Annotated in this window: 19 protein-coding genes, 1 rRNA gene, 2 pseudogenes and 2 riboswitches; of the genes and pseudogenes, 5 read left to right on the top strand and 17 right to left on the bottom strand. The window is 37.6% G+C overall.

Features of this window, described 5'->3' with window-relative positions; translation table 11 throughout:
• Positions 1-80: 80 nt before the first annotated feature.
• The 13 genes and pseudogenes from ACWPVE_RS18165 to ACWPVE_RS18105 all read right to left on the bottom strand — a co-directional run bounded on the left by ACWPVE_RS18165 (position 81) and on the right by ACWPVE_RS18105 (position 13,686).
• Positions 81-1,630, bottom strand: a 16S ribosomal RNA gene (locus tag ACWPVE_RS18165).
• A gap of 472 nt (positions 1,631-2,102) precedes the next feature.
• Positions 2,103-2,879, bottom strand: coding sequence for an arylamine N-acetyltransferase family protein (locus ACWPVE_RS18160; RefSeq protein WP_453995813.1), 777 nt, complete (start codon positions 2,877-2,879; stop codon positions 2,103-2,105).
• Between the two features lie 229 nt (positions 2,880-3,108).
• A pseudogene (locus tag ACWPVE_RS18155) lies at positions 3,109-4,658 on the bottom strand (IS3 family transposase).
• 396 nt (positions 4,659-5,054) lie between these two features.
• Positions 5,055-5,711: a hypothetical protein gene (locus ACWPVE_RS18150; RefSeq protein WP_453995811.1), complete on the bottom strand. Its 657-nt coding sequence runs from the start codon at positions 5,709-5,711 to the stop codon at positions 5,055-5,057.
• Between the two features lie 280 nt (positions 5,712-5,991).
• Positions 5,992-8,085, bottom strand: coding sequence for a histidine kinase dimerization/phospho-acceptor domain-containing protein (locus ACWPVE_RS18145; protein WP_453995809.1), 2,094 nt, complete (start codon positions 8,083-8,085; stop codon positions 5,992-5,994).
• Entirely contained in the window at positions 8,060-8,746 is a 687-nt protein-coding gene (locus ACWPVE_RS18140) for a response regulator transcription factor (RefSeq protein ID WP_453995807.1), read from the bottom strand. The genes ACWPVE_RS18145 and ACWPVE_RS18140 overlap by 26 nt, the downstream gene beginning before the upstream one ends.
• 216 nt (positions 8,747-8,962) lie before the next feature.
• Positions 8,963-9,721 (bottom strand): HAAS domain-containing protein, encoded by a 759-nt coding sequence (locus ACWPVE_RS18135; protein ID WP_453995805.1) that lies wholly within the window; start codon positions 9,719-9,721, stop codon positions 8,963-8,965.
• 4 nt (positions 9,722-9,725) lie between these two features.
• Entirely contained in the window at positions 9,726-10,049 is a 324-nt protein-coding gene (locus ACWPVE_RS18130; RefSeq protein ID WP_453995803.1) for a PadR family transcriptional regulator, read from the bottom strand.
• Positions 10,050-10,248: 199 nt separating this feature from the next.
• Positions 10,249-10,671: an arsenate reductase (thioredoxin) gene (gene arsC, locus ACWPVE_RS18125; protein ID WP_453995801.1), complete on the bottom strand. Its 423-nt coding sequence runs from the start codon at positions 10,669-10,671 to the stop codon at positions 10,249-10,251.
• Positions 10,672-10,683: 12 nt separating this feature from the next.
• Positions 10,684-11,982, bottom strand: a complete 1,299-nt coding sequence (locus ACWPVE_RS18120; RefSeq protein WP_453995799.1) for an arsenic transporter — start codon at positions 11,980-11,982, stop codon at positions 10,684-10,686.
• Positions 11,983-12,044: 62 nt separating this feature from the next.
• Positions 12,045-12,452, bottom strand: a complete 408-nt coding sequence (locus ACWPVE_RS18115) for an ArsI/CadI family heavy metal resistance metalloenzyme (RefSeq protein ID WP_453995797.1) — start codon at positions 12,450-12,452, stop codon at positions 12,045-12,047.
• A gap of 61 nt (positions 12,453-12,513) precedes the next feature.
• Positions 12,514-12,843, bottom strand: a complete 330-nt coding sequence (locus ACWPVE_RS18110) for an ArsR/SmtB family transcription factor (RefSeq protein ID WP_453997623.1) — start codon at positions 12,841-12,843, stop codon at positions 12,514-12,516.
• Positions 12,844-13,032: 189 nt separating this feature from the next.
• Positions 13,033-13,686 carry a carboxymuconolactone decarboxylase family protein gene (locus ACWPVE_RS18105; RefSeq protein ID WP_453995795.1) on the bottom strand — a complete coding sequence of 218 codons (654 nt, stop codon included), beginning with the start codon at positions 13,684-13,686 and terminating at the stop codon, positions 13,033-13,035.
• Positions 13,687-13,800: 114 nt separating this feature from the next.
• A riboswitch (SAM riboswitch) is annotated at positions 13,801-13,909 on the bottom strand.
• 183 nt (positions 13,910-14,092) lie between these two features.
• Between ACWPVE_RS18105 and ACWPVE_RS18100 the strand changes: the two are divergent.
• The 3 genes and pseudogenes from ACWPVE_RS18100 (at position 14,093) to ACWPVE_RS18090 (ending at position 17,732) form a co-directional block, all read left to right on the top strand.
• Positions 14,093-15,179: pseudogene (locus ACWPVE_RS18100) on the top strand (endospore germination permease).
• Positions 15,160-16,578 (top strand): spore germination protein, encoded by a 1,419-nt coding sequence (locus tag ACWPVE_RS18095; protein ID WP_453995793.1) that lies wholly within the window; start codon positions 15,160-15,162, stop codon positions 16,576-16,578. Before ACWPVE_RS18100 ends, ACWPVE_RS18095 begins: the two are co-directional and overlap by 20 nt.
• Before the next feature lie 41 nt (positions 16,579-16,619).
• Positions 16,620-17,732, top strand: a complete 1,113-nt coding sequence (locus ACWPVE_RS18090) for a Ger(x)C family spore germination protein (protein ID WP_453995791.1) — start codon at positions 16,620-16,622, stop codon at positions 17,730-17,732.
• 195 nt (positions 17,733-17,927) lie between these two features.
• Here the strand turns inward: ACWPVE_RS18090 and ACWPVE_RS18085 are convergent, their stop codons facing one another.
• Entirely contained in the window at positions 17,928-18,572 is a 645-nt protein-coding gene (locus ACWPVE_RS18085) for a 2OG-Fe(II) oxygenase (RefSeq protein ID WP_453997621.1), read from the bottom strand.
• Between the two features lie 338 nt (positions 18,573-18,910).
• On the opposite strand from ACWPVE_RS18085, the gene ACWPVE_RS18080 reads away from it, so the two are divergent.
• Entirely contained in the window at positions 18,911-19,363 is a 453-nt protein-coding gene (locus tag ACWPVE_RS18080; RefSeq protein WP_453995789.1) for a staygreen family protein, read from the top strand.
• Positions 19,364-19,808: 445 nt separating this feature from the next.
• Here ACWPVE_RS18080 and tenA read toward each other — a convergent pair whose 3' ends face one another.
• The 3 genes from tenA to ACWPVE_RS18065 all read right to left on the bottom strand — a co-directional run bounded on the left by tenA (position 19,809) and on the right by ACWPVE_RS18065 (position 24,526).
• A complete protein-coding gene (tenA, locus tag ACWPVE_RS18075; protein ID WP_453995787.1) occupies positions 19,809-20,489 on the bottom strand; it encodes a thiaminase II in 681 nt (226 codons plus the stop codon).
• Between the two features lie 101 nt (positions 20,490-20,590).
• Positions 20,591-20,691: riboswitch (TPP riboswitch) on the bottom strand.
• Positions 20,692-20,781: 90 nt separating this feature from the next.
• On the bottom strand, positions 20,782-21,909 hold the full coding sequence (locus tag ACWPVE_RS18070; RefSeq protein ID WP_453995785.1) for an NAD(P)/FAD-dependent oxidoreductase: 1,128 nt from the start codon (positions 21,907-21,909) through the stop codon (positions 20,782-20,784).
• A 370-nt stretch (positions 21,910-22,279) separates the two neighbouring features.
• A complete protein-coding gene (locus tag ACWPVE_RS18065; protein WP_453995783.1) occupies positions 22,280-24,526 on the bottom strand; it encodes an ATP-binding cassette domain-containing protein in 2,247 nt (748 codons plus the stop codon).
• 262 nt (positions 24,527-24,788) lie between these two features.
• Between ACWPVE_RS18065 and ACWPVE_RS18060 the strand changes: the two genes are divergently transcribed.
• Positions 24,789-25,925 (top strand): NADH-dependent flavin oxidoreductase, encoded by a 1,137-nt coding sequence (locus ACWPVE_RS18060; RefSeq protein ID WP_453995781.1) that lies wholly within the window; start codon positions 24,789-24,791, stop codon positions 25,923-25,925.
• Positions 25,926-25,945 lie beyond the last annotated feature (20 nt).

Raw genomic sequence — 25,945 nt, 5'->3', positions numbered from 1 at the left:
AGTCTACTGACTTTTCCTTCAGAAATTCCAGCACTTTTCGAAGCTGAACAGTCACCTTCGCTTTTCGACTTTTTCCTTAGAAAGGAGGTGATCCAGCCGCACCTTCCGATACGGCTACCTTGTTACGACTTCACCCCAATCATCTGTCCCACCTTAGGCGGCTGGCTCCTTACGGTTACCCCACCGACTTCGGGTGTTACAAACTCTCGTGGTGTGACGGGCGGTGTGTACAAGGCCCGGGAACGTATTCACCGCGGCATGCTGATCCGCGATTACTAGCGATTCCGGCTTCATGCAGGCGAGTTGCAGCCTGCAATCCGAACTGAGAATGGTTTTATGGGATTGGCTTAACCTCGCGGTTTCGCTGCCCTTTGTACCATCCATTGTAGCACGTGTGTAGCCCAGGTCATAAGGGGCATGATGATTTGACGTCATCCCCACCTTCCTCCGGTTTGTCACCGGCAGTCACCTTAGAGTGCCCAACTGAATGCTGGCAACTAAGATCAAGGGTTGCGCTCGTTGCGGGACTTAACCCAACATCTCACGACACGAGCTGACGACAACCATGCACCACCTGTCACTCTGTCCCCGAAGGGAACGTCCTATCTCTAGGAGTGTCAGAGGATGTCAAGACCTGGTAAGGTTCTTCGCGTTGCTTCGAATTAAACCACATGCTCCACCGCTTGTGCGGGCCCCCGTCAATTCCTTTGAGTTTCAGTCTTGCGACCGTACTCCCCAGGCGGAGTGCTTAATGCGTTGACTTCAGCACTAAAGGGCGGAAACCCTCTAACACTTAGCACTCATCGTTTACGGCGTGGACTACCAGGGTATCTAATCCTGTTCGCTCCCCACGCTTTCGCGCCTCAGCGTCAGTTACAGACCAGAGAGCCGCCTTCGCCACTGGTGTTCCTCCACATCTCTACGCATTTCACCGCTACACGTGGAATTCCGCTCTCCTCTTCTGCACTCAAGTCCCCCAGTTTCCAATGACCCTCCACGGTTGAGCCGTGGGCTTTCACATCAGACTTAAAGGACCGCCTGCGCGCGCTTTACGCCCAATAATTCCGGATAACGCTTGCCACCTACGTATTACCGCGGCTGCTGGCACGTAGTTAGCCGTGGCTTTCTGGTTAGGTACCGTCAAGGTACCGCCCTATTCGAACGATACTTGTTCTTCCCTAACAACAGAGCTTTACGATCCGAAGACCTTCTTCGCTCACGCGGCGTTGCTCCGTCAGACTTTCGTCCATTGCGGAAGATTCCCTACTGCTGCCTCCCGTAGGAGTCTGGGCCGTGTCTCAGTCCCAGTGTGGCCGATCACCCTCTCAGGTCGGCTACGCATCGTTGCCTTGGTGAGCCGTTACCTCACCAACTAGCTAATGCGCCGCGGGCCCATCCATAAGTGATAGCGAGAAGCCATCTTTTAATATGAGACCATGTGGACTCATATGTTATCCGGTATTAGCTCCGGTTTCCCGAAGTTATCCCAGTCTTACAGGTAGGTTGCCCACGTGTTACTCACCCGTCCGCCGCTAATCTTCGGGAGCAAGCTCCCTTAGATTCGCTCGACTTGCATGTATTAGGCACGCCGCCAGCGTTCATCCTGAGCCAGGATCAAACTCTCCAATAGAGTATTGATTGCTCAATAAGTTTTGTTACTTAGAATTAACGTTGACGCTTGTATTGTGTTCAGTTTTCAAAGAACTTTTTAGTCGTAAATTCATATAAAGTGTTTTTAATATTTCATCCCGACCGCTAAATTATATTAACATAATAATAAAATCATATCAACATTTCTTTTTCAACACTTCGTTGTTTCGAAGCGACATGAATTATAATATCATTCCAGTACTTATTAATCAATAACAAGTTTTGGTAAAATTTTTGACTTAAAAAGTAATCATCATGATTTACGTCTCTTGCTGAACCTACAAAATGCATGTTTCTACTATATTATTTACTACTATGTTCCTGATGTCTTTTTTAGTTAAATCTTTAAATGCCAAAGTAAGATTTCACTCATTATTACAAAAGAACACGATAAAAAAATACTTAATAAGAGCTCGCAGTTTATGGAAGTGCAAGCTCTTTAATTATTCAATTTACTTCCCGAAATGCTCTTCCAATAGTTCTTGAAACCTGGTCTTATCTATTTCCTCTTTTGTGACGATGCCATCAATCCATTGTGTAAAGGACGTGTCTGTTAAGGTAACATTTCCTTTGGGTGTAAGTCGTGTGACTAAGGGATGTTTGTTGAATGGAGAGCCTTCGTGCTCAACGATGATTTTCTGAACGTCATTGACCTCAGACATATCTGACACTATCTGCTTGCTATCAAAAGCAAATCCTGTTTTAAAATCCGCATCTTTATGTCTTAGTTTTATTTCCAGAATATAATCTCCATGTTCAGTATTTACTTTTTTTATTCGAAACTCTCCATTATTTGAAGTTACAGTTTCTCCTGTTAAAGGTACAGGTTTTAATGGCAAATTTCCTCCGAATCCTGTATCCACTAAATATGTTCGCTCCTCATGAGTTGCAAGAATCGTCACATGCGTTCGCCCAGCTCTAGAAAATTCTTGATTCATGTGATTATAAGTAATACCACGGGTCATAACCACGTTAAACCCATTATCAACTAGAAAATAATATAAAAGGGTATTTAATTCATAGCAAAGACCACCTTCATGTTTGACTAAGATTTTCTTTGTTAGGTTTTCTTTATTGATATCGTTCGTTCTCTTTTCGATAATACATAGATTTTCAAAAGGAATGGTATTCGCCGTTTTTTCGAGAATGTCATCAAGCGATTCAAACGTCAACTTCTCATGTTCTGGAATACCGATTCTTTTACGAAATAGTGTATTCAATTCACTCATATAGATTGCCTCCACTATGACTTTATTCTTTCCTATTTAAAGGTTAGTTTTCTAGATTCCGGTGTTTGTCAAGATAATTGTCGTATTTTCCTTGTTTACTAGTGTATATAATTAATTCATTATCTACCGCGCTTCGCTTGGTGGCCTTCTCAAAAAAATACAGAATACATTCTGTTCTTTTTTGAGAAGGGCAAAGGGGCAATTTTGAGTTGAGGATAAATTTTATACTTCAACTTTCGCGTTCTTCCTTCATTGGATTTAATGCTACTGATTTATGCGGATCCCAATTTCTCGTCGAACGTGACCAACGTTCTGGATGCTGTTGTTTCGCTTGTTCATACACTTCCTTTCGTTTATTGAGCACATCTATATAGACCCCTGTATGGCACTGTTCTGGAGTCACAAAGTTTATTCCGCTGTGTAGGTGGATACAGTTGTACCAATGGACAAATTTAAGCGCCCATTCTCGTGCTATTTCTTTTGTTTCAAAACCGTTGTATGGGTATTCAGGGCGATATTTTAATGTCCTAAACGTTGCTTCGGAATAAGGATTATCATTACTTACACGTGGCCTTGAATACGAACTTTGGATTCCTAATTTTTCAAGTAAAACCTGAAAAGTTGCTGCCTTCATTGGGCTTCCATTATCAGAATGAAGGACAAGAGGCTTCCCTTGAATTTTTTCACTAAGCACGGCTCTCTTTATCAATTCCTCCGCATACTTAGCTTCCTCTGATTCCCAAATCTCCCAACCAACTATCTTTCTACTAAATAAATCTATTATCATATAGAGCCTGTAATACAAACCCTTTACTGGCCCCTTTAACCAGGTAATATCCCAGGTCCAAACTTGATTAGGTTCTTTAGCTAGATGGCTTTCTGGAATTCTCCGTTCCGGCTTTTTACCTCTTCCTCTATGGTTTTGCATCTTTTGTTCACGTAGCACACGATAAAAACTAGATTCAGAGGCAATATAAACGCTTTGGTAAGCCAACTTCGGCACAATTTGAGTAGGAGGTAAATCAGCGAATTCTTCCTGCTTAACAACTTCTACAATCTTTTCTTTCTCTTCTTTCGTTAGCTTGTTTTTTGGTTCCGGTCGTATCGCATGGGGGCGTTGATCCTCTTTAATTCCTCCCCCTGAAACCCAGCGTTCATAGGTGCGTACACTTATGTTCAATTCTTTGCACGCAAGGGCTAATCGCGCACCATTCTGATTAGCTTCTTGGATGAGTTCAACTGCTAGTGCGCGATCTGACGGGCTGATCATTCGTCCTCTTGGTCCCCCCAGATCGCTTGGGCCTTTTTTCTTAATAATAATAAAGCTGCAGCCTCTGCCAACGCTTTCTCTTTTTTATGCAAATCATTTTCTAATGTTTTTGCTCGTTTTTTCTCCTCTTTTAATTCTTGATTCAATTGCTTTGTTTGATTAGATTGCTTGCCATTTGCGTTAAGGCAAGTATCACGCCATGCTTCAATTTGTTCTTTATAAAGACCCTTTTTTCTACAATACTCCGCTAACTCTGCACCATTCAGTGAATATGTTTCCATCACAACCAGAAACTTATCTTCACTGCTCCATTGTTCAGAATTTTGACCGTCTCCAGGTGTGGGATTTCCAGCTAATCTTGCTTCCTTTCTCCACTTGTAAAGTGTAGGTTCAGTAATACCCAACTCATCACTTAATCGGCCTACAGATTCATTATTAGGGGGCATCATTCTCTTAACGATTGCAGCTTTTTCTTCATTAGAATATCGTTTGCCATTATTATTTTTCATGTCGATCAACCTCCGTGTATTTATTTAAACTATACACTAAAGTTCCCTACGACATCTATTCTAACAGAGGGGGATTCTGAGTAAAGTTGGGTACAACAATTTTTCAAATTAGTTTCCCGTATTTACATCACAAAGTGCAGAAAAAAAGCTACACTCCATTTTACTCCGACTTTCTCTAGTTTTATATTACCTGACTTCAGTAGTTCTGCCAAAAAAATAGTTCCATTGACTTCTATTCTATGTTGCTGTCACCATTTTTTATCTTATAGGAGATTATATTAAAACATCCTTTCAAACCTAAAAAAGAAACCAAAAAAAGGACATCCTTCGATATCCCCCTTTGCATTCTATGATATGTCAATTCATTTTTTCTTTTACAGTTTCAACTAATAAATCCTAAATCACTTCTTTCATTACTTCTCTTTTCCTTAATTGGGTACGTTCATAGGGAACTTTCTGTAATTTCATATGATGTAAAGGAAGAATTGAGAGCAAGTCTTGATTTAATAAAGGATAGTCATATAATTTCCCTTCATACACTGATTCAAATCGTGGATGCTCTAGGAAATCATTTGGTGTGACTAGTGCAGAAGGAAGTTCCCATAGTTGGACGCCACTTTTCTCGAAAACTTCTGCAACAAATTGTGAACAAAAATATTTGTTTCGTGGACGAATTGGGCGCTGTACGACTACACCAATGAGTCCTAGTAAGTTATAAGAATATAGTTCTTTTTTATGAGTGAATCTTTGGATCACTTTTCTCATCCGAATAAATTCCTTGTTTGTAACATCAAGTTTTACTAATAAGCATCTCGTATTATGAAAATATCGGTATGTTCCGAAATAGATATCTTCTCGTATAAAGCCTGCAAAAAGTGGATTCTTCGGGTGTTTTCGCCCGAAGCTATAGATTTCATTAAGCTCTTCATCAAAAACGATGGATACATGATTGTAAGGTGCATTTGTAAAGCACCTTATCATTTTTGTAAATAATGTTCCTGTATCCGTCAATAAAACATATACCGTTTTTTTGTTCGTACACTTCGTTTTCACTACATTCCTCTCCCCTTTCTTGCGACTAAATGTAGCCTATTCATATAGTAAGGTACGCTATTTTACAAAGCTGATTATAAGTAAATTTTTATTGTGAATCAATAAATTTTTAATAAATACTAATAAATTATTATTAAATATCTACAAAACCTCAAATAAAAAAGCATTCCTACTTATGAGAAATGCTCTATTTTCTTCGTTCCACTCGTACAGTTTTTTGTACAGACATGTTTGTTCTAATTGAAGGAATAGGTATTTTCGTCCTATCCTATTCCTTTTTTCAAATACCACTTTCTTCATTCTCTGTTCGATGCTTTGGTAGAGTTATCATCGCCTTGAATAAGTCTCCGTCCACATGAATCGTAAATGAGCCTTTTTGAAGCTCAATCAGGTTCTTCGCAATCGAAAGTCCTAAACCACTGCCTGGACTGGTTCTGGATTCATCGCCTCTTTTAAAGCGTTCCATTAATTCATCAGCCGAGATATTCAACTCATAGGCGGAGATGTTTTTAAAGCTGATACGAATTTCATTGCCAAGATCTTCGATATCGATATAAACTCTTGAGCGTTCCAATGCATATTTAAAGATATTGGATAAGACATTCTCGATGGATCTCCACAATAATTTTCCATCAGCTGTCACATACACCTTCTCATCTGGATAATTCAGCTTCATGTCTAATCCCATCGTTTCAATTTTGTCATTTACTTCCCCAAGTCCTTGAGTTAGTAACGACACGATATCAATTTTGTCAAATTCTACTGGAATATTGCCGCTCGATGCTTTCGATGCTTCAAATAAATCATCCGTTAACATCTTCAATCTATATGCTTTTTGGTCAAGGACTTCGATATATTCAGCCGTTTTGGCTTGGTCCTTTTCATGTTTCAATAGGTCGACATAGGTGATTATCGAAGTTAATGGATTCCGAATATCATGGGATACATTTGTAATAAGCTCCGTTTTTAATCGTTCACTCTTTAATTCACTATCAACAGCTTTCTTCAAACCATCTGTAATGCTATTTACATTTTCGGAAAGTCTAGCGAATTCTCCATTACCTTGTACCTCAATACGATGGTGAAGATTTCCCTCTTTAATAATTTCGATTCCTTGCTGGATAGTCTGAAAGTTTTTCACCTTCTTATATGCAAACCAAGCTGCGAGTCCAATTGTAATCGGGAACATGAAAAACGTTAATGCGATTAAAATTGGATAGCCAATGACAATTAGTACCGTTTTGACACCAATGCTCCCGCTCTTATACACATTCCCAAAGAATCTTACAACTTTAGAAATAAGTGTGTAGATCACTGTATGTTTGAATAACGTTCTATTTTTCAGATGCTTTACAAGTAAAAGGATCAAAAATAGTCCTATTGAGGTAAGCGGAATCGTGATAACGATGAACATGTTCACCAGGTTTTCAAACACATCATCTACTAAGACCATCCACAGAGGGAATAAACAAGTAAACATGATGATGTTGATGTCATTATACAATCTTTCAACTGGACGGAAATGTAACTCCTTATCATGGAAAGACGTTCGCCCCACAACAAGTACTAGATATATAAAGGAAAGAATAAATCCAGCTAAAAATCCTAATAATCGGTATAAGTTCTCAGACGCAATTTCTTTACCCTCTTGCCATACTGCTGCTTTTTGTTGTAAAAATGATTCCGAAAATCCCACAAAGATAACTGTGTTTTCTGGGTCTATTTCGTCCAAATTTTCAGTGATTCGATAGATATGTTTATTTTTTTCAAATTCACTTGGGTAAATATTTCGTTTGTACTCTTCAATGACGATATGAGCTGGAAAGGCTGCAAATTGTTCTTTCGTCGTCATGGACGTGTTGGAAAACACATTCGTACCGTCGCTTGCATAAAACGAGGGTTGATAATTTTCGAGTTTCTGTACGAGTGCATGAAACTCTCTCAACTCTTTTTTAATCAACTTTTCTTTCACTTCAGTAAGTTTATCTGCATATTCTTCTCTAAAATTCTCTAAGTTTTTCTCTTTTCCTAGCTCAGGATTATAGCCTTGAGACTCAACAAATTTTGAATAAAAGATCTCTTCCTCTGCTTCTATCCATTCTTCATCACGAATGGTTTGCCCACTTAAAATATGTTCTTCGTTCTTATATTTGCTTAATAGGATACTGAGATCCTCGATAAGATTCTCACTTTCCCAAACAAAGGACCTACTCTCAAGGTAACTTTCTTCGGAAATACGACTAAACTCTCCATCATTTACAACCTCTACCTCCACAACCGCTCGGGTCATTTCGGTAAAACATAAGACCGCAATGATAAATATAATAATTTTCGTTAGGGTGGAATGACTATAATTTTTCCACTTTATATCCAACTCCCCACACCACCTTCAAATATTTCGGTTCTTTCGGATTTATTTCGATCTTCTCTCTGATTTTTCGAATATGAACAGATACAGTATTTTCGGGATTAAAAGATGGCTCATTCCACACCTTTTCATAAATCTCTTCGATTGTGAATACTTTCCCAGCATTCGCCGTAAGGAGCCTAACGATCTTATATTGAACTGGGGTTAGATGAACATCTTCACCATCAACCGAGACCGTTTTACTTTCATCATCAATGATGAGTCCACCTGACTGATAAACGCTGCTCTTCGTTTCAAGTGACCCTAAAGTTGTATATCTTCTCAGTTGGGATTTTACCCTTGCAATCAGTTCCAAAGGGTTAAAAGGCTTCGTCATATAATCATCTGCACCCAAATTTAAGCCTAGTATTTTATCATAATCCTCCGATTTAGCAGAAAGCATGATTAATGGAATATTATTTTCCTTCCTAATTTCCATTGTTGCTTTTATCCCATCCATCTTTGGCATCATGATGTCCATGATAATAAGATGGATTTCATGTTTTTTTATCGTCTCAATAGCTTCAATCCCATTAAAGGCTTTAAAAATCGTATAGCCTTCATTCTCTAAATAAATAGCTATTGCATCGACAATGGCTTGGTCATCATCACAAACCAGTATGTTCATAAAAATCCACTCCTGCCTTTGGTGTTTCTCAAGTCGATCACTCCCTTTAGTATGACGATAAGGAAATGATATCAATCAAATCTTAATAAACACTACATGTAATTCTTAAGATTTTCTTATCATTATGGGTAACTGTCCAGATAACAAAAAAAATAACGACTTCTAAGTAAATAAAGAAGTCGTCGTGCAATATTATTCTATTATACATCTTTCTATTCAGGCCAACCTTTTTTTCTTCTTTTTATCCGTAATGAGAATGGTTAGAATAAGAACCACAAACATGAATACAAAAGATGTCATACTGATTATAAGAATGCTTTCAATACTCCAATTCGTGAAACGGGTACACACATCAGGTATGATTAGAAAAACAGGTATCCAAATGGAAACCCAGGATTTACTCCAGATCGCCGTCGCGATAAAAATACTGGAGCAAATGAAAACCACAACAAGATCTGCTGTCGTACCCCCAACAAAAAACGGGTCTACAAATATCGTACTGACTAGCATGATGAGAATGGCTAAAGTTGTGACAATCATGCTAGCTAGTACACCACCAAGAAAAAACTTTTTCTTTGAATATTGTTTTCGACCAGCATTTTGTAAAAAGTACACATAAACCCCAAGACCCAATACAGCTAAAATCGGTAACCCAATGACTTGTATGATGTTTAACTGAAACTCACCTCTAACTGCAGGCCCAATCAGAAAATAGGCAATAATCCCTAAAAAATAGACAGGAAGTAATTTCACGATCCTTTTATAGTCGGTTGTCATTTCCTGTTTTAATGAAGCCATATATTGTTCGGGTGTTTGGTCAATAATATCGTGGATGCTTCTTCCACTTTTTTCAACTTCCATGAGATGATCTGTTAACTCTTCAATCAATTCGGTAATTTCTCTTTCATTTTTTCCCGACATCATCAGATACATTTTAAGATTGTCAATAAATTGCTCACTTTTTGCTGATAGCATCTTCTTACCTCCCCTTCAGTAATTCACTCACTGGTTTAGAAATTTGCTCCCATTCTTCAGAAATAATCGTTAATGCCTTATGACCCTCTTCTGTCAAAAAATAATATTTCCGATTCGGTCCAGACTCAGAAGGACGCATCTCTCCTCGAATAAGTCCATTTTTCTGAAGCCGTAATAATATGGGGTAGATGGTACCTTCACTTACATCTGCTAGACCAATATTAAGTAGTTTTTGTGAAAGCTCATAGCCGTAGACAGGTTCCTTTTCAATTACAGCTAACACACACCCATCTAAGATCCCTTTTAACAATTGGCTTCTTATCGACATATCATTACACTCCCTCCACTAGTTTGTTATACAAGATAGTAGATTAAAAAAATAATTGTGATTCGTAGGTAGTTGGTAAAACAAGATAGTGTAGTAAAAAAACAACTACCTTGTTTAACAAAATAGTTGCTTTAAGTATAAAATTATTTCATATTTTTGTCAATAGGATTTTCGTATTTCCATGTCAACCGTTCTGATCTTATTCGCCTGTTTCAGCAAAACGTTTGATTCGCTCGCCAATTTCATCACGAACACGTTGGAAAACTGCCCACTTTTCTTCATCAGTCCCTTCTGCTTTAGCAGGATCTTCGAATCCCCAGTGTTCACGTTTCACTGCAGGTGGCGTAACAGGACATTTATCTTTCGCATCTCCACATAGAGTAACGGCTAATGTTGCGTTATTTAATATTTCTGGATGAATGATATCCGAAGTTTGAGTTGTTATGTCAATTCCTACTTCTTTCATTGCCTTTACAGCATTAGGATTCAATCCATGTGCTTCAATTCCAGCACTTTTAACAATCCATTCCTCTTGATTTAAGTATTTTTTAGCCCATCCTTCTGCCATTTGGCTCCGACAAGAATTTCCTGTACATAGAAAGTAGATTATTTTTTTCGTCATCGTTATTCTCCTTTATAAAACTAATAATGATAGGTATAGTCCTATTAACGTAATCAATAATATTGGTATCGTGAGGATAACCCCTGTCTTAAAATACCTTCCCCATGAGATGGTAACCCCTTTTTGGGAAAGAACATGCAGCCAAACTAATGTGGCAAGTGAACCAATTGGCGTGATTTTAGGTCCTAAATCAGAACCAATGATATTCGCATAGACGAGTGCTTCTCGTATAACACCCGATGTATTTGTTTCTCCAATGGCTAGCGCATCTACCATGACAGTTGGCATATTATTCATAATCGCTGATAGAATTGCCGCGATAAACCCCATAGAAACTGTTGCAATGAACAACCCTTCATCAGCCACATACTGAATGAGAGTGGCTAATACAGAAGTGAGTCCCGCATTTCCTAATCCATACACAACCACATACATCCCAATTGAAAAAAACACAATATTCCATGGTGCTCCCTTAATCGCTGCTTTTGTATTGATAGCTTTACTTCTTCTAGCTAGTAAAATAAAGAGAAGGGCAACCACTCCCGCTATGATGGAAACAGGAAGTTGAATCATTTCACTCGTAAAGTATCCAATGAGTAAGACCGATAAAACAAACCAAGAAAACTTGAACAAAGTTTGGTCCTGAATGGCTTCTTCAGGTTTCCTTACTTTTGATAGGTCATATGTTTTAGGAATACTTTTTCTGAAATATAGAAGTAACACGGCAATCGTTGCGATAAGTGAAAAAATGTTCGGAATAACCATTCTCACAGCATATTCGACAAAACCAATTCCAAAGAAATCAGCTGAGACAATATTCACGAGGTTACTGACGACAAATGGCAAGGAAGTCGTGTCAGCAATAAAGCCACTAGCCATGATAAATGGAAAGACCATTTGATCTTTGAAGTTCAAATTTCGAACCATCGCCAAAACAATCGGCGTTAAAATCAACGCTGCACCATCATTAGCAAATAAAGCTGCCACAATGGCCCCTAATAAACTTACATAGATAAACATATTGATACCATTTCCCTTAGCAAACCTTGCCATATGTAACGCGGCCCACTCAAACAGACCAATTTGATCTAAAATTAAGGAAATAAGAATAATCGCCACAAACGATAATGTGGCATTCCATGTAATGTCGATAACTTCAAATACATCTTGAATATCAACGACTCCTACTAAAAGAGCGATAATCGCTCCAGCACAGGCAGTCCATCCGATATTTAATCCCTTTGGCTGCCAAATTACGAAAAGTAATGTAAAAATAAAAATTATAAGTGCTAAAACCAATGTTGTTGACAATTGATAAACCCCCAATAAATAGCAAAGCACCCTCTCCTACTGAAGAAAAGGGCTATTATAACTTAGCTTACACAACAAGTATCTCCTTTAAGCTGTTTCATATCAGTTTCTTCTTTTGTATAAAAGAATTCCCATTCATTCCCATCAGGATCTGTTACCCAAAATTTATCCTGAACAGCATAACAACAAGTTGTATTCATTTCTTCGCGAGCAAAGAAACCCTCTTTTTCTAATCTCTCTTTATGTAACGTCACTTCTTCAGCGTTTTCCACCTGGAAACCAAAATGGTTTACTTGATTACCCTTTACTTCATCCTTCACGTTTAACGTATAATTTAACCTAGTCTCGTCTACTAAAAATTTGGCATAATCATTTTTTGTTTTTACAGGCTTTACTCCAAAAACTTTTTGATAAAATTCGATTGACCTTTCCAAATCGGTTACATTAATTCCTACGTGAACGTACTTCATAACACAAGCCTCCCTCTCATTATGTCCTTATATCAAAAAAAGTTGATTTATAGATTAAAAATTAACAACAACGATTACTTGTTGCTTGATTGCCTGTTTTTCTAAACATACAGCATAGTTCTTCAGATAATAAGCCATTTACTTCATTCTCATTAATATCGTAATAGCTCCAAGTTCCCTTTGTCTCTTTCTCAATTAAATTTGCTTCTACTAATATTTTCAAATGATACGATAATTTTGATTGTGAGATCCCGAAGACTTCCGTTAAATCACATACACATGTTTGGCCCCTTTGACTAAGCTCGTACATAATTTCTAATCTCTTTTGATCTGCAAGGGCTTTAAATTTTTTTTCATATCGTTGTAATGTCGGTTTAACAGTTTCCAATATATTTCACCCTTTATCAAATTTTTTTGATATTTAAATCATAATGAATTTCTTATCAAAAAGCAATCCTTAAATCAAAAAAAATTGATTTATTAGTGACAAATGAGGAATCTTCATTGAAACAAACTAAATAAAAAATCGACAAGTGCATTCACCTGTCGATTTTAAGACCAATCTATCATTCAATGATTATTACTTTTCATCATACGCATTCAGTGCATTTACACTATGCGCCAACGCCGCTCCAGCTTTCAGAGCAACGGCAACGAAAATCGCTTCTGAAATTTCTTCTAAGTCTGCACCCGCTTTTTTCGCATTTTTCGTATGGATATCAATGCAATATGGGCAACCAGTTGTGTGTGCACATGCAACAGCAATTAACTCTTTATCCTTTTCCGTTAAGTTTTGTGCTTTAAGAGACTTCGTGTCAAAATCAACAAATGCCTTAAATGCCTCACCATTTAAATCTGCAAATTCTTTCAGTCTAGCAAAATAAGCAGCTTTGTATAGTTCTTCATCGCCAGATCCATCATACGCATTCAATGCGTTAACACCGTGTGCTAAAGCAGAACCTGCTTTTAGTGCTGTTGCAACAAAAATAGCCTCTGTTACTTCTTCTTTCGTAGAGTCATTCTTTTTCGCATTCCCCACATGTAAGTCGATGCAATATGGACAACCTGTAATATGAGCAACCGCCACAGCAATTAGTTCTTTCTGTTTAACGGAAAGTTTACCCGCAGCTAATGCTTGCTGATCAAACTTTATGAAAGATTGAAATGCATTAGGTGCATATTTATTTAGTTCTGGTAGTCTTCCGAAATATTCTTTTTTGTACAAACTCGTCATCAATCATCTCTCCATTCCCCTATTTGTTCACCAAATAAAGACGACTTCTCTATGTTTTTATCTGTGGTAAATCAAAAACCCCTTCCGATGAGGAAGGGGCAATCTAGACATCCACACTCATCTATCAAGCATTAGCTTGCTGGAATTAGCACCTTGCTACGGACATCGTAACGGTTGCTGCGGGATCAACGGACCAGGTTCCTTCCCCGACTCTTGATAAGAGAAAATCGTATTAAATTTGGTAGTATGTAACAATAATTTCATCTTACATGAATTAGGAAGTGTTTGTCAATTCAGATATTTGATTATTCCGAATAACACACTAACACAATTTGCTAATTTTGTATAAAATTTTCCTCCAAGGTAGAACCTACCTAGTAGAAATACAGGTACAAGGTGGCTCCCAATGAATGGAAAGCTGATTCGTGCAGTTCATATATATATCCTGATGTTAATGTCTACCGGTTTTATGGTACATGTTCTGATTATACCCGTACTCTTATCAACCTCTCACAGGGATTCTTGGGTAAGTGTCATTTTCAGTGCGGTTCCTTTCCTTTTCTGGATCCTACTTGTCTTTTATCTTTATAAAAAAATAACGAAACGAGAGGAGATTCATTTATTACTTAGAAGTAAATTCACGAATAAATGGATTTATAATTTATTCGCACTCTTACTCATTTCGTATTTTTTACTTGTAGCCATCATTACATTGAAGTTTACCTATATATGGGCAAAGGGAAACTATGCCCTTGATACACCCGATTTTATCATTATCATCGCGTTTGGTTTGCTATTATGCAACGACAAAGGGTTTACTCGTGATAAGTACGATTTCCATTCTAACATTTCCTACTGTATCGATTTTTGGATTACTAGTTGGATTAGGAAATTCTCCAAATAAGAATTATGAATTGCTATTCCCACTCTTTGAGAATGGGTACAGCTCGTTTCTTACTGGCATCATGTATGCATGTTCTGGCTTATTTGATATCATTTTTCTATTGTTTTTAACGCCATTTATCAAAAATAAACTCAAGGCGAAGTGGCTGATCGCAACTGGCTTCATGCTGGTGTTATTAATACTTGGACCATTGACTGGAGCCATCACAGAATTTGGAGTACATGAGGCAGCAAAATTGAGAAACCCTGCTTATGAGGAGTGGCGATTATTAAAAATAGGTGATAGCGTCACACGTTTAGATTTTCTCTCGATTTTCCAGTGGCTTTCCGGAGCATTTATTCGAATAAGCGTATCGATGTTTATTATCGCAAAGATGATAAATGAGAAAAAGAAAAAAATGTGGATCCTTCCAATCCTTTATTTTCTCTTATTCCTAAGTGTATATATTCCTTGGGATGCAAACTCCTTTTATATATTTTTAAAAGATTATTATTTCCCATATTCCCTTTTTATTCAAATCAGTATTCTACTTTTATCATTTCTATTGATACGTTCGGTGGGTGAAAAGCATGGAGGAAGTACAAACTAACAAAATTGAAGATATCATCAACCACTTAAAAGTTTGGTTTGAAGGTACATCGGATATTGTTGTCAGTGAGAAAATGTATCAAGAATTCACGTTAACATTTATGTATTGCCCACATTTAGTTGATATGACTAAACTCAACGAACTCATTTTCCCTGCTATTTATTATGTGTGGGAAAAAAATAAATTCTTATCCTTTGATTTACTTAGTGATGTGCTTGAAGTAACCCAGCTAAAAGATACAATGAATGGAAAGAAAAAAGTCGAAGAAAAGCTGTACTCGGGCGAATTGATCCTTTACAGTCATGATTTAAACGATCTCTTATTCATTCCTATTTCTAAATTTCCAAAAAGGAGTCCTGAAGAATCCAATTTGGAATCCTCCATTAGGGGACCCAGGGACGGTTTTGTTGAAAATATTTCTGATAATATGGCATTAATCCGTCAAAGATTAAAAACATCCACCCTAAAAAGTGTTGAATATTCCATCGGAGAAAAAACAAAAACAAAAATCGTCTTGCAGTATATGAATGATCTGATAAATCCTACTGTATTAGAGGAAGTTAAAAAACGACTTGAATCCATACAGGTAGACATCCTGATTAGTAGTTATGAGGTTGAAAAACGACTTTTTGATCATACTCTTTCTCTTTTTCCGTTAGTAGATCATTCAGGAAGACCTGATTTTGCCGTTCGAGCACTTTCACAAGGGAGATTTGTTATTTTAATAGATGGGAATCCAACCTGTTTAATTGGTCCGACAAATTTTAATCAAACGTTATTTTCACCTGAAGACATGCATGAAAGTTTTTTTTATATCAGGATTGTTCGCCTATTCCGATTCATTGCGCTCCTTACAACTATTTTTTTACCTAGATTTTATATTTCGTTAATCTCTTATCAGATTGATCAGTTACCCTTTTCATTAGTCGCAACCATCTCTGCATCTCGCATAGGACTCCCATTATCCGCCCCGACTGAGACATTTTTGATGCTTGTTTTATTTGAATTATTTAAAGAGGCTGGCGTCCGTCTTCCTAAACCTGTTGGACAAACAGTGGCTGTTCTTGGTGGTTTATTTATTGGTGATGCTGCTATTCGTGCAGGCTTAACCTCTCCTTCATGTTTAGTGGTGATTTCAATTACAGTTATCTCAGGGTACATATTAATTAATCAAACGATTTCAAATAATATTGTATTATTACGATTATTTGTTTTATTCGTTTCCTCATTTCTTGGCTTGTATGGTTTTTTCATCGCCTTTTTTATTATTGTCACTGGACTTGTTTCGTTAGAAAGTTTTGGAAATCCTTATTTATCAAGCCTGTCTCGACCTGATTTCAACGATATAAGAAAGAAATTGATGAGGACAGCCTTGCAGTTTATGAAAAAACGAGATTAAATTGGTCTGCTTTATAAACGTGTTACACAAAGGAGTAGTCTATGAAGAAAGCCCTTGCCGTGATCATAATAGGTAGTGTTTTGGTTACTCTGTTCGGGTGTGGAATAAAAGAAATTGAAAGTCACACATATGTTACAGGAATTGGGATTGATTACGCAGATGGTGAATTTATTGTATATACCCAATCACAAAACTTTGCAAATATCGCAAAACAAGAAGGAACAAGTTCACTCCAAGAATCTGCTCCGATGTTGGTTGGAGAAGCAAAGGCGAAGAGCATTCACGCAGCTCTGACTGCTATAGAACAAAATGCACCTTTACCCTTTTACTATGGGCATGTTAATGCAATCCTTATAAGTGAGAGTGTTATCAGGGATCAATTGGAGTCTGTTATCGATTTTATCGGACAAAGTCCTTTTTTACGATACAATATCTGGTTTTTTGGTACGAAGGAAAATGTGAAAGACATTTTATTAGGCGAAAGTTTCTTTAACTTTTCCTCTATTTATACCGTCTTCCATAATCCCGATTCACTAACAAAGAACACATATATCATTCCAATTGAAGAGTATAATAAATTTATTTCCTCTTACAACCAACCTGCTGGCTCTTTTATCATCCCTTCCCTTTCAATAAACGTTACAAATTTTTCAGAAGATAAACCGTTAAAGGTATCAGTTATAGATGGAGGATTTTCTATCTCACAGCAGCAATACAAAGGTTGGGTACCGAAAGAAGAACTGGTCGGAGTAAAATGGCTTGCGAAGAAAGCACACTACATTCCCTATAGTTTGATAGAAGATAAAGTAAGTTTAATCATTGAAAATCCAACACTGACAATTAAGGTAAACGATGGCTCAGCACCAAGTTATGACATACGTTTGAAAGCAAAAGCTCAAATTACACAGAACCTCGATAATATAAGTTATGATGAAATAAAAAAAGAAATGGAAAAGAAAATTAAAGAAGAAATGATAACCACGATCAAGAAAAGCGAGACTATGAAAACGGACCTTTTAAATTTAAGCGAAAAGACCTATCGTTATCACTTAAAAAAATGGGATTTAGCTACAATTAATTCAATTAGTAAGGATTCCATAAAAAAGATAGAAGTAGACGTAAAAATTATTAAGACCGTACATTATAAACGATAAGTGTACTTAATGAAAAATGCTTGGAAACACCAAGCATTTTTCTTACTTACTTCCAGGGTCTATTCTTTTCTATAATAAACGTACTTATCATACTAAATTCTAAGATAGTTTTGCTTTGTTTACTCATGTACATCGCCACTAGACATGAAAAGAAATTCTTACATGAACTCTCTTACCATCATGTAGAAAGGTGGATTATCTTACCCTTTTTCTTCTCATCCATTGTGTCGCAGCCCACTTATCTCCTACATTGACGGGTGCTCCACCATGCAAAGTTAATTCATTTAAGGTTTGGTCATTATAAAAGTATTCAAAATACACGGCCATTCCCTTTTTTGGAGATACTGAAAATTGAAGTTTTGGAAAATACGTTTCTCCACCCTGCTCTACATCACTTAAATACATGACAAGAGTGCTTATTCTTGGATTATGTATTGGCTTCGACTTTGATGTAAAAAAGTCATAATGGGCTTTATATTCTTGCCCTATTTTATAATTAAGGATTTGTAACCCTTCTCCATGTTCAGTGGGGATATTCATGATTTGCGAGATTCTTCTTTCAATCTTCGAAACGATATAATTTTCATTTTCATCTAAAAATGTACTGCTACTCGTCCTCATCTCATCTTCGATGGCATTCCTTATTTTAGATCGTTGCAGTTTTTCCTTAGATAGCCTCATTAACTCATCACATTCTTCATCACTTAAAACATTTCCTAATATGACGATTAATGGTTCTTCTAATCTAGCAATAATTTGTATTTCACGATCCTCAGTAATAATTCGATTCCCAACATGATTAAAAATCGTTGGTTCTTTTACCCTATTTGTTACATCCATTGTCAACTTTCATCAACCTTTGCTCTCTTAAATTTGTAAAAATGATAGATTGATATATAAACAGAAAGAATCTTGTATTCGCTTTCTTTTGTAACCTCCTGTTATTCAAGATGGATGATTGCTAAACTACTTTTTTAGCTTTTTTATTTTACACCCTGGAAAGTAAAATTTCTATTATTTTTTTCAATAAAAAGGAATTAAAATACTTTTTCTACCAATAATACAAAAGATTTTCCCCAAAAAATAATATAGATTACTGCAGCCCATGAACAAAAAATACCTCGAATGATTAATTGTATTTTTGCATAATGTGTAAAAAGCCGAATGGAGGTCATCGTTTGAGCAAATTCAGTCCAGAAAAGCTTTCTGTCGAATATTTGTATGGTGTGACTGCAACAGATTTCATCATGCCACGGTGTTATACACTTACTCACTCTGATTTCACTGGAGAAATATTTTTAACAATAGGACATCAATATGCGTGGAATAAAATTGGCCCAAATAGTGATGAGGTATTGGGGGAATGGTCCTCAAATAATAATGTCAACTTTCTCACTGTGTATGTTCATATTGATGAAGGGGAATATACTCAAAAGGAAGCCGCAAAACGCAACGAAATCTTTAGGCGTGAATTACCTCTAGCCTTAACTGCCATTCGATACGGAGATCGCTTCTTATTCAATACTTATCCCATTTTAAATTTCGCTCCAATCATCATTACCTTCATGTCCACTTACCCTCAATTTGCTAGAGTGGAGAATTGGGGGACTTTTCAGGATTACTCTATATAATTGTTTTGGAAGACTTGCGTAAGTTTTATGGATGTAAAAAAGAAACAGAGAATGTTGTATTCTTATGTTTCTTTTGTTTTTATTAGGACAGAGTTCCTAATCAGATCGGGATTCTGATAGAGTTTATAATTTTATGGGGTCTTTTGTCCAAATTGTTGTTGCATTCTGACAGGATTCATGATTTCTGGCTATTAGCTGTCCGAATTAGCGAACTTTTCTGACACAATCAATGATTTTGTGGATTCGTCTGTCCAAATCAACACGGGTTTCTGAAAATACTCTAGTTTTCCCGGACACTGTTTTGTCCGAATCACCATTTAATTTGACTCATTCTGATTTCTTGAAAAAGAATCAATACAAAAAAGGTTGCATCAATTTCTGATGCAACCTTTTTTGGTGTGATTAAAATATGTGTACAGTAGAGGTATTATGTACCTTTCTATAATTACAATTTAATCGGCCATTCCTCAATGTTCTCCGCCATATCCCAGAACATGTATTCATACATGCTAGTTTTTACGACGATTTCTTCAAGGACAGCTAAGTCTCGTTCTGGTTTTCCTTCAGCAATTTCATTGATTAGATTTTTGCAATCCTCTGCTAGTGCCGTAAATTCATCAGATGAATACATTTTCACCCAGTCACCATAGAATTCATGCTCGGTTGCTCCAGGCCATTTTACTAATTCTTTCCCGATAAAGTTATAGCTCCATGCGCACGCAAGTACAGCTGCAACCACATTTTCAACACCACCAAGTTGCGCTACGTTCAGCATATAGCTTGTGTATGAAGTCGTGGTTGAGGCTGGCTCAGTTTCCTCAAGTTCTTTATTCGTTATACCAAATCTAGCTGCATAGGAACGGTGAAGATCCATTTCGATTTCAAGCGTTCCATGTAAAAGATTAGCAAATATGGACATCGTTCTTAAATCAGGTGCTTTTGCACTCCCAAGCGCAAAAAGTCGACTATACTCGATTAGATAGACATAATCTTGCTTCATATAATGCTTGAATTTCTCCTTATCCAACGTACCATCGCCAATCCCTTTAACAAATGGATGCTCCAAATATGCATTCCAAATTGGTGCCACTCGATTCCATAAACGATCTGTAAATAAGCTACTCACTTTCATTTCCCCTTCCTTTATTGACATCAGGGAGAGAGGAAAAATAAAAACCCATCACTAGTCTCTAGAAATGGGTTTGGTTATATAAGTACAAATATATAAAAATACAAACTCCACTTCCCTACGCTAGTGTTACCTAGATCAGGTTCAAAGGGTCGATATTTCTACCTCTCAGCACTTTCATGCTCCCCTAGTCGAATTGATAGATTATTTAGTTACTAGATACTAGTTAATCATAGTAAGTAGAATAAAGCAAGCCAAGCAGTACACTCTCATTTACAGTGTTTGGAAATTATCTATCCTCTTTGCTCGCAATTGCATGACTTGGTTGACAGGGAGTAAGGTCAATTTCTATCTCTCTATCCTGAACCATCGAAGCTAGCAAACTTCCAACATATGGACCCATTGTCAGCCCAGAAGCACCTAAGCCAGTCGCAAGGAAAACGCCTTCAAGAGTATCTAGCTTTCCTATTATCGGTAAAATATCTGGTCCCATTGGTCGAAAACCAATTCGGATTTCTTCCAGTGTTCCATCATCTAAACCTGGTGCAACCTCCAGAGCTTCTGCTAGTACCTCTTTCACCCCACCAGCAGTCAATCGGTAATCAAATCCAGAACCAGTTTCTCTTGTCGCACCTGCGACGATTTTCCCATCATCAAATGGGACAATATAATGAGTTGACTGTGGAATAATAATCGGCCAATTCGCAGTATCCTTTCCTGGTAACCTGATATGAGCAATCTGACCACGCTGTGGCTTAATGTTTAATTCAATCCCAAGCGGTGCCAATAGTTTAGGAGCCCATGCTCCAGCAGTGATAAGGACTTTATCAGATAGTATTGTTTTATTTCCAACCTTAACACCCGTTACTTTACTGTTCTCAAGAACTAATTCGGCTTCACCTTCTATTAATTCAGCCCCCTTTCGTCGTGCAGCGCGATTGAGTGCATTTCGAAGTAAAGCACCATCTACTCTTGCGCCGCCCGATACAAACAAAGCCTCTAGGTTTTCATTAAGCGGCGGAAAGAGTTCCCTTGCCTGAGCCCCATTCAGACGAATAATATCGCCAATTTCAGGAGCATCTATCCGTTTAGCCTTCACTCTTCTTTCCATTTCATCTAACTGACTAGGGTCAGATGAAACACATAAAGCACCCACTTTTCGATAGCCGACTTCATCTTCGCCTTCTTCTTGCAAGTCAGCTATTAAGTTTTGATAGAAATTAAAACTATTTTTAGCCAGGTTATACCATGTCTCATTCTCTATATCTTTCATCCAAGGACATACAATTCCCGCACCGGCAGAGGTTGCCTTACCTTCTTGATTTTGATCAATCATCATGACTTCATGTTGATCTTTTGCTAGATGATAGGCTGCACTCGCCCCTACGATTCCTGTTCCAATCACAATAACTTTCATTCCACCACTCCTCCCTATTTCTACCACTATTTTACATACTACGATTCTATCTCATCAAGTCATCTCCTATATTAAAACTATTTACTCCAACATATTCGGACAATTCGATGTACATGATAGAATATTTGTAAAAAATAGGACCTTGATCAAACCGCAACGTGGTCAGGAGTTCGCAAAACTCTGTACAATTAGTGAAATGCTTATTGTGCGTTTGTTATCTACCGATTATCTTAAATCTGTATACTATTATATTGACTTTTTTACCTCTTATTAAAAGAGAAAGAAATCATATGACAACGAACCTTCCCTCCGTTCAAAAAAATGGCAACCCCAGTGATAGAACATCTTCACTTGGGTTGCCACTTCATTTTTATAAATACTTCGCAGTAACAGAACGTTCGCAATCTTTAAGTCCAGCTGGAGGTCCTTCGTATAAAATTTCGCCCCCGCCAGTTCCACCATCTGGACCGAGGTCAATAATCCAATCACTATTGCGAATGACATCTAGATTATGTTCGATGACAACAACTGTATTTCCTTTTTCCACTAATTTCTCGATGATCAGGAGTATATTGGAGACATCAGATAAATGCAGTCCGGTTGTTGGTTCATCTAAAATATAGATATTGCCTTTCTTGTTTAATTCTTTCGCTAATTTCAATCGTTGGCTTTCTCCACCTGACAATGTATTCAGTGGCTGACCTAATGATAAGTATCCAAGGCCAACGGTTGCCATGCTTTTGAGTTGTCGTTGTATATCTTTTGCTTCAAAAAAGTCCACTGCTTCTGCCACAGACATGTCCATGATTTCAACAATATTTTTTCCTTTATATAAATATTGAAGCACTTCTTGTTTGTAACGGTCGCCGTGACATTCGCTACATTCAATTTCCATTTTATCCATAAAGGATAAGTTAAGTTCGACGATTCCTTTTCCACCACATGTTTCGCAGGCTCCTTTTGAGTTATAGCTAAATAACCCGCTATCCACATTGTTAGCCGCGGAAAAGACTTTTCGAATAGAATTCATAATGCCAGAAAAAGTTGCAGGATTGGAACGGATATTGCCATGCACTGCACTTTGATCAATCCGAATAGCCTCTGGAAAATCTTTTGCGAATACTTCGTTTACAAGTGTACTTTTACCAGAACCTGCCACCCCTGTTACAGCAGTAAAAACTCCTAGTGGCACTCGCATGCTAACATTTTTCAAGTTATGGAGGCTACTCTTTTTGCTTTCCAAAAATTCACCCACTTGCCTTGGGTTCGATTTTATCTCCATTTTCTTGTTTAAATATTGAGCAGTCAGGGTATCAGTAGTCAATAACCCCTCATAGCTTCCACTGTACATGATGTTTCCTCCACCAGCGCCAGCTTTTGGACCAACATCAATAATATGGTCTGCTATGTGAATTACATCAGGATCATGTTCTACAACTAACACCGTGTTTCCTTTATCTCGTAATTTTACAAGTAAATCATTTAAACGATAAACATCTCGTGGATGAAGTCCTGTACTTGGCTCATCAAATATGTACATTAATCCCGTTAAATTGCTGGACAAATATTTTACCATTTTGACCCGCTGTGACTCACCGCCTGATAAGGTCGGCGTTTCCCTCGTTAATGTTAAATAACTTAATCCGATCTCACACAGGTTTTGGACACGTTCGGTAATTCCTTTGATAATCGGCTCCACATTGGGTTCATCGATTTGTAGCTGTGGAAGCACCTCAAGCAATTGATCCAGTTGCATCGCAGTCAGGTCATAAATCGAATACCCATTAAGTTTAGAAGACAGTACCTTCTCGTTGTAACGTGCACCTTGGCAACTTAGACATGTGCCAGTTGTCGTAAATTCTTTAAGCATCTTCTCAGTAGCCTTTGAAGTATCCTTATCACGATTGATGTGTTGTCGCATAAACTTTACAGCTAAGCCTTCATATGTCGTATTGATTTCACCATTCATGTAATTGACGACGATTTTTTCTTCTTCGGCATATGCGAGTTTTTCAAATTCTTCTTTTGTATAGTCTTTGATCTTTTTATCATTATCAAAGAAACCTGATTCCGCATATGCTTTCCATTGCCATGTTCCTGGACCAAAGCCCGGAAGTAAGATAGCTCCTTCATTTAGAGACTTTTCCTTATCGATAGCTGCATCAAGGTTTAATGTTATCGTCCGCCCGATTCCTTCACAATGTGGACACATCCCAATTGGATCGTTGAAAGAATACGCATTACTATATCCAATACTTGGTTTAGCAAATCGAGAAAAAAGAACTCTAAATAGAGGAAGAATATCAGTAATCGTCCCGAGTGTGGATCTAGCATTCCCACCTAATCTTTTTTGATCAACAACAATTGCGGTTGATAAGTTATTTATTTCATCCGCTTCAGGGCGACTATATTTTGGCAGAAACTGACGAGCAAAACTACTAAACGTCTCGTTCAGTTGACGCCCAGCTTCCTGTGCAATCGTATCAAACACAATGGATGACTTCCCTGAACCAGAGACTCCAGTGAAAATCGTGATTTTCCCCTTTGGAATCTGTACATGGACATTTTTTAAATTGTTCTCTCTTCCATTCACAACTTCGATAAATTCCTGCTGCACTGGTAATCATCTCCTTTTATGTACAATAATAGCTTGTCCATCTTATCATAATCCACTAAGACAGGGAACATCGTTTACAAAATAGGATTCATATCTTACATTCCCTCTCTTTCAATCCACTGAACAAGCAAAATATTTTTCATCCCATCCCCTATTATGTATCATTATTTTTACCTGCAATAAAGAATAGCTTGGTAGCGAAGGATAAAATGGTAAATTAGCTATTTAAAGTAGGATTAAAAATGATGGAGGTTCTTGAACAATGAATCCTGACAATCAATTGATGTTGTCTCCCTATATTCTCCCAAATGGGGTTGAATTAAAAAATAGAATCGTCATGGCGCCCATGACTAACTTTTCATCTAACCCAGATGGTACTGTCTCTGATGATGAGGTTTCGTACTATGCGAGACGTTCTGGTGGGGTAAGTATGGTGATTACGGCATGTACATATGTGACACCGAATGGAAAAGGATTCCACGGTCAATTTCGTGGTGATCTTGATGAAATGATTCCAAGCCTGTCACGCCTGGCTAAAGCGATTAAAGATCAAGGGGCAAAAGCGGTTCTCCAAATCTTTCATGGTGGTAGAATGTGTCCACCTGAATTGGTTCCAAATGGAGAAATCGTGAGCGCAAGTGATGTACCTGCTGAAAGAGGTGGTGTACCATCTGAAGAGATAACACCAAGAGCATTAACGGAACAAGAAATCGAAGAAATCATTCATGCGTTTGGAGAAACCACTCGCCGTGCCATTAAAGCAGGCTATGATGGGGTTGAAATCCATGGAGCAAATGGCTATCTAATTCAGCAATTTTTCTCTCCACATTCAAATCGCCGTGAAGATCGGTTTGGAGGCAGTCTAGAAAAACGAATGACCTTCCCGCTCGCAATTGTGGATGAAGTGCAAAGAGTTGTAAAAGAACATGCAACTCCTGAGTTTATCGTTGGCTATCGTTTTTCTCCAGAAGAACCTGAAACTCCAGGAATTACAATGGGTGATACACTGAAACTCGTTGATAAATTAGCCGATAAAGGATTGCATTATTTACATGTATCATTAGCAGATTTCTATTCGACTGCTAGACGAGGTGTTGAGGATACGAGTAAATCCCGCATTGAATACTTACTTGAAACGATTGATAATCGAGTTCCACTAATCGGCGTTGGCTCCATTTATAAAGCGGAAGATGCTAGCAAAGCTTTTAAAGCAGGTGTGCCATTATTAGCCTTAGGAAGAGAGCTCATCATTGACCCTGATTGGGTACAAAAAGTAGCAGAAGGCAGAGAAAACGAAATCGTAACAAAAATAGATCAAACGAAACAAAATGAATTAGTCATTTCAGATCCATTATGGAATGTCATAATCCACACACCTGGCTGGTTTCCTGGCGTGTAAGCTTATCATCAACTTATGAT

The sequence above is a fragment of the Bacillus nitroreducens genome (assembly GCF_964021195.1).
Note: the sequence above shows the minus strand (reverse complement) of the source record. Positions and strands in the feature narration are given on the sequence as shown.

Excerpts from the sequence above, each read along its gene's own strand:
- ACWPVE_RS18160 (WP_453995813.1), bottom strand. The coding sequence starts at position 2,879 with ATGAGTGAATTGAATACACTATTTCGTAAAAGAATCGGTATTCCAGAA.
- ACWPVE_RS18140 (WP_453995807.1), bottom strand. The coding sequence starts at position 8,746 with ATGAACATACTGGTTTGTGATGATGACCAAGCCATTGTCGATGCAATA.
- ACWPVE_RS18135 (WP_453995805.1), bottom strand. The coding sequence starts at position 9,721 with ATGCTATCAGCAAAAAGTGAGCAATTTATTGACAATCTTAAAATGTAT.
- ACWPVE_RS18130 (WP_453995803.1), bottom strand. The coding sequence starts at position 10,049 with ATGTCGATAAGAAGCCAATTGTTAAAAGGGATCTTAGATGGGTGTGTG.
- arsC (WP_453995801.1), bottom strand. The coding sequence starts at position 10,671 with ATGACGAAAAAAATAATCTACTTTCTATGTACAGGAAATTCTTGTCGG.
- ACWPVE_RS18115 (WP_453995797.1), bottom strand. The coding sequence starts at position 12,452 with ATGAAGTACGTTCACGTAGGAATTAATGTAACCGATTTGGAAAGGTCA.
- ACWPVE_RS18105 (WP_453995795.1), bottom strand. The coding sequence starts at position 13,686 with ATGACGAGTTTGTACAAAAAAGAATATTTCGGAAGACTACCAGAACTA.
- ACWPVE_RS18095 (WP_453995793.1), top strand. The coding sequence starts at position 15,160 with ATGGAGGAAGTACAAACTAACAAAATTGAAGATATCATCAACCACTTA.
- ACWPVE_RS18090 (WP_453995791.1), top strand. The coding sequence starts at position 16,620 with ATGAAGAAAGCCCTTGCCGTGATCATAATAGGTAGTGTTTTGGTTACT.
- ACWPVE_RS18085 (WP_453997621.1), bottom strand. The coding sequence starts at position 18,572 with ATGGATGTAACAAATAGGGTAAAAGAACCAACGATTTTTAATCATGTT.
- ACWPVE_RS18070 (WP_453995785.1), bottom strand. The coding sequence starts at position 21,909 with ATGAAAGTTATTGTGATTGGAACAGGAATCGTAGGGGCGAGTGCAGCC.
- ACWPVE_RS18060 (WP_453995781.1), top strand. The coding sequence starts at position 24,789 with ATGAATCCTGACAATCAATTGATGTTGTCTCCCTATATTCTCCCAAAT.